Origin of the sequence: Mycobacterium sp. SMC-18, assembly GCF_045310895.1 — a bacterium.
In the GTDB taxonomy this organism is placed as follows: domain Bacteria; phylum Actinomycetota; class Actinomycetes; order Mycobacteriales; family Mycobacteriaceae; genus Mycobacterium.
This window is the reverse complement of sequence record NZ_JBJIAL010000097.1, coordinates 1-4,252: the sequence shown is the minus strand read 5'-3', so window position 1 is coordinate 4,252 and position 4,252 is coordinate 1. Positions and strand designations below refer to the sequence as shown.

Here is a 4,252-nt window from a genome sequence, read left to right as displayed (position 1 = left end):
GAATTCGAAGCAATCATGACCACACCGGCCAGTCAGGCCGCGTGACCGAAACTGTCACCTGATCGTGCAGCAGACCCAAATAGGTGCCGTTACCAGTTGCTTGTGCGTCGCTGCGTGAGGTTGACTCTAGTCGCAGCTTGCGCACATCCCAGTCAACGACAACTGCATGCCGCATTCGCAGAATGTTGCCGCACGACGGACGTTTCGGCCACGCTCTCCGCCAACGCGGGCGTCGTTTACCGGATGAAGCACGTACCAAGTGCCTTTCCGCGTACTACTTTCGCCTCTGCTCATTTTTCACTACCGGCGATGCTGATGACCTCGTCCTCGGAGGAGAATCCATTGGTCGCACCGTAGTAGATGTGCAGGTCTCGTAAACGGTTGCGACGCGTGGCGATGACATACGGCTTCCCTGCTTGGTCGACGAAGCGATAACTGTCTATGCCTGCAGCGTTGGTGATATGCGCGATGAATTGATGGTTCGCGGTGGGCATGCGTGCTCGCGATAGAGCTGCGATCAATGATTCCAACGATTAGTTCGCGGTCATGACTACCCCTGGCTTCCGTCTGCTTCAAAAGGTGTGTTCGCCCGAATGCAGCTGTCCCGCTCAGCTTTTCCCATGATGCCACCCCAGCGTCGCGACTAGTCCCGAATGGTCGCTCTCGCCAGCGATTCGTGGGGCGTGGTCGAACTCGCACATACTGACCTGTTGCGCGAGTTCAGGTGCGGCGTACATGTAGTCGAGGCGGAAGCCGTTGTCGCCTGGCCGGCTGTACCACGAGTACTCGCGAGTGTTGGGATGTAGAGATCGCCAGATGTCGGTGTATCCAGTTGCCACGAGCCGCCCGGGCATTTCGGGGCCGATGAACTTGGCGCCCTTCGGATCCTTGTCGAGTTCGTTGTTGCCCGTGTTGAAATCTCCGACGAGCAAATCGATGCCGCCGCGCCGTGCTTGGGCGATCAGAGCCTCCCAGTAGGGCAGCTTGACGGTGCGTTGAGGCATGTAGACCGCACACAATGCCATTCCGTCGATGTCTCCGCACCACAGGTGGTTTGCGCCCAGTCGATCACTGAACGGCCGCGACCGGTCGATGCCACGTCGCGACGCGATGAGCACGGTGTTCTGCTTCGGGTCGACGTCGGGATGAGATGTCGAGTACCCGGCCGCCTGGAGTCGACTGCAGAGCTGCGCCCCGCCGTCGTTTGCGCGGAATTCAGTGACCACCAGGAGATCAGCGTCGTATCCAAGCATTCGGGTGGCCAGTGCATCGCCTGATTTCCGACCGCCGTGACGGATGTTCAAGGTGGCGATCGTGATTGTCATGGGGAACCTCTCGTTCGACGTGGAATCTCCAGCGAGCCAGCCAGTATGAACGACGACACCGACAAGTGAGGTTGGCTTCAGACCCAATGTCGGGGCCTCAAGGTCGAGCTGCGCTACTTGTCGGTGGTCGGTGTCATCCTGTTCGACTTGCTGAAATGCGCCGAGAGGAACCGAGATGCCGAATCACAACTTTCCGACCCCCGCGCCGGGCTGGTATCAAGACCCGGGTGGCCAGCCCGGTCAGCGCTACCACGACGGCCGTCGCTGGACTGAGCACTTCGTACCCACCGCGCCGTCCGCGCCGGCACCTGCGGTGGCGGTCGCGGTATCAGCCGGCGGCGGACCCAACCATGCGCTGCATGCGATCCTGACCTTCCTGTCCTGTGGGCTGTGGCTACCGATCTGGATCCTTGTCGCGATCTTCGGCGGAGGCGCGTCATCGTCGGTCGCTATTGCGAACGGCGGCAATGGTGTTGGCGTCATGGCGCGGACCCGCAGGCGTTCCGGCGTCGGCGTGGCGGCCGTCTTCGGCGGGTTGTTCCTGCTGGGCACCGCTCACGAGCACCCGTGGCTGTACGGTGTGCTGATCGTCCTGGTGGTGCTGTCTCTGTTCGCGGCCTGGACGCTCAAGGCGGCCCAGGCGCGTGAAGCGGCGCTGCGCCGGGAACAGTTCGAGCGCGACATGATCGCCAACCGCGCCGACCACGAGGACCGGTTCTATGTGCAGGGCGATCCCCGCGGTACCTACGGTGGCTATATGCCTCCTGAGTTCCCGATGGACAACGGAAATCCTTGATGTGCAGCGTGATTGCTTGTTCACCGCGAGTGTGAGTCGGTGGGCAAGGTGACGAGTTCTCCAGCTGCACGAGACGTCAGTGGGTTGTGCCACGATGGCCGCATGCCGTCTACCAACTGGTTTGAGCGTCTCACCGGCTTCGCTGAGTCCGACTACGAAAGCACCCGGTCGCGTTTGAGTGTCGACGGAAACGAACTCGTCTCCTCCGTGAATGGCGCCCGGTACGGCATCGGGACGCTGCGGACTCCGACCTTGTCCGAGTTGAGGCAATCGGTCCTCATCCCGAACCGCGGCCGCACCACCGTCACCTGCACCGTCGGCGACGTCGGCGCGATGCACGGCGAGCCCGAGTTCGAGGGTGCGCTGTTCCAGGTGGCGTCGCAGTTCAACCTGCTGGAGATGACGCACTACACCGTTACTCCCGAGGACGGCGTCACCCGCTACGCCCATGACCACACGCAAGGCCCCGCGTGTGCGATCGGGGCCGGTGCCGGGACCATCTACCGGAACTACTTCGCCTCGGTGAACGGAGTGCCGGGGCAGACCGCGGATCGGCAGCTGAACATGCTTGAACGAGTAGGTCTCTCGCTGTCGACGCACCTCGGGCGGTCCGTCTCGTCGTTGTGGCGGATGGAGAACGGCTACGCCTTGTGCACGGCCGATGGGCTCGCGGCGATCAACGACTTCCTGGTCTCAGCATCTCCAAAGGCCCGCGAATCCCTGGCGGGTGAGCTGGCGATCGGCCTGCACCTGGGCGTGGAGGTGACGGGGACCGAGCCGGCACCGGGGCAGACCGTATCGCAGGCGTACTGTTCGGCGTTGCCTGTCGCTTATTCGGATGTGCCGCAACGGTACTGGGAGGCGTTCGCCCGGCTGGTTCTGGAATCCGCCTATGAGGCAACCCTGCTGGCGGCCGTCGAATCGGTGGCCAACGGTGGGTCGAACATCGTGCTGCTGACCCGGTTGGGTGGGGGAGTGTTCGGCAACCACGACGAGTGGATCGACACCGCCATCCTCCGGGCACTGAAGATCGTGGAGCGCGCGGGCCTCGACGTCCGGCTGGTGAGCTACGGCAGCGTTCATCCGAATATGCGTGCCATCGCCGATCGTTGGGGCGGGTAGCCCATCGCGGCCGCGCCCATCGCTACGACCGCGTGAAAGCCAGGTTTTCAACCGGCCCGGACAGCGCCGCTTTGACCTGAACGGAGAGGTCGTCGACCAGTACCTCGGCCGCGCCGGCTTCCAGGCCGTCGATGATGCGCCGGGCAACCTCGGCCGGAGCAAGCTTGGGTGCGTTGATGCCGTCGGTCATATCGGTGTCGATGTACCCGACATGCACTCCGGCCACCTGGGTGTGCTGCGGCTGCAGTTCCTGGCGCAGCGAGTTGGTGATCGACCAGATCGCGGCCTTCGAGGCGCCGTATGAGCCGGCGCCGCCGAGCCACGACAACACCGAGTGCACATTGACCAGGGCGCCGCCACCGTTGGCGGCGAGGATCGGCGCGAACGCACGCGTCACCAGCAGTGGCCCAAACACATTGGTGTCGAAGGTGTCCGTGATGTCATCCCAGCTGCCGGTCAGCAGATCATCGAGATGGGAGACACCGGCGTTGTTGATCACGATGTTGACGTCTTTGGCGATATCCGCGAGTGCCGCAACGGAATCCGCCGAACTGACCTCAAGGCCGTACGTGACCACCTCAGGACGGTCGTCGGTGAAGGCCGTTCGCGCGGTCGAGTAGACCGTGCGGGCGCCCCGGGCCAGTACCTCGTCGACCAGGGCTGCGCCCAGGCCCCGCCGGCCACCCGTCACCAGAACCACCTTGCCTGCTACGTCGGTCATGTCATATTCCCTTCAGTCTGGATAACGATCTCGTTACTGAGAAAAAACCACCGATATCGACGAATGTGACCGCTGGCGATGTGTGGGGTTCGTGACACCGGCGCGGGGGAACAGGGGCGAGGTGTGCAGTGTTGGCCGCGCCAAAGTCTGGAATGGCCACGATGGCCGCACGCCGTCGAGCAATTGGTTTGAGCGCCTGACTGGCTCCGGAGGGAGCAATTGTCAATACCTGTGGATCGGGGTGTTTCAGGCGACCTCCGTTTCGGTGTGTTGATCGCCGTCTGACGG

5 protein-coding genes are annotated in these 4,252 nt (G+C 63.0%); 2 read left to right on the top strand and 3 right to left on the bottom strand.

Going from position 1 to position 4,252, the window contains the following annotated elements; translation table 11 throughout:
• Positions 1-290 precede the first annotated feature (290 nt).
• Positions 291-494: a hypothetical protein gene (locus tag ACJH6J_RS30080; RefSeq protein ID WP_406805014.1), complete on the bottom strand. Its 204-nt coding sequence runs from the start codon at positions 492-494 to the stop codon at positions 291-293.
• A gap of 114 nt (positions 495-608) precedes the next feature.
• Positions 609-1,325: an endonuclease/exonuclease/phosphatase family protein gene (locus ACJH6J_RS30075; protein WP_406805013.1), complete on the bottom strand. Its 717-nt coding sequence runs from the start codon at positions 1,323-1,325 to the stop codon at positions 609-611.
• A 175-nt stretch (positions 1,326-1,500) separates the two neighbouring features.
• Here ACJH6J_RS30075 and ACJH6J_RS30070 point away from each other — a divergent pair, with 175 nt between their 5' ends.
• Together ACJH6J_RS30070 and ACJH6J_RS30065 are read left to right on the top strand one after the other, a co-directional pair.
• Entirely contained in the window at positions 1,501-2,121 is a 621-nt protein-coding gene (locus ACJH6J_RS30070; RefSeq protein ID WP_406805012.1) for a DUF2510 domain-containing protein, read from the top strand.
• Between the two features lie 102 nt (positions 2,122-2,223).
• Positions 2,224-3,243: a hypothetical protein gene (locus tag ACJH6J_RS30065; RefSeq protein WP_406805011.1), complete on the top strand. Its 1,020-nt coding sequence runs from the start codon at positions 2,224-2,226 to the stop codon at positions 3,241-3,243.
• Positions 3,244-3,265: 22 nt separating this feature from the next.
• Here the strand turns inward: ACJH6J_RS30065 and ACJH6J_RS30060 are convergent, their stop codons facing one another.
• Entirely contained in the window at positions 3,266-3,964 is a 699-nt protein-coding gene (locus ACJH6J_RS30060; protein ID WP_406805010.1) for an SDR family oxidoreductase, read from the bottom strand.
• Positions 3,965-4,252: the final 288 nt, after the last annotated feature.

Coding starts and splice junctions, on each gene's coding strand:
- ACJH6J_RS30080 (WP_406805014.1), bottom strand. CDS start 494: ATGCCCACCGCGAACCATCAATTCATCGCGCATATCACCAACGCTGCA.
- ACJH6J_RS30075 (WP_406805013.1), bottom strand. CDS start 1,325: ATGACAATCACGATCGCCACCTTGAACATCCGTCACGGCGGTCGGAAA.
- ACJH6J_RS30070 (WP_406805012.1), top strand. CDS start 1,501: ATGCCGAATCACAACTTTCCGACCCCCGCGCCGGGCTGGTATCAAGAC.
- ACJH6J_RS30065 (WP_406805011.1), top strand. CDS start 2,224: ATGCCGTCTACCAACTGGTTTGAGCGTCTCACCGGCTTCGCTGAGTCC.
- ACJH6J_RS30060 (WP_406805010.1), bottom strand. CDS start 3,964: ATGACCGACGTAGCAGGCAAGGTGGTTCTGGTGACGGGTGGCCGGCGG.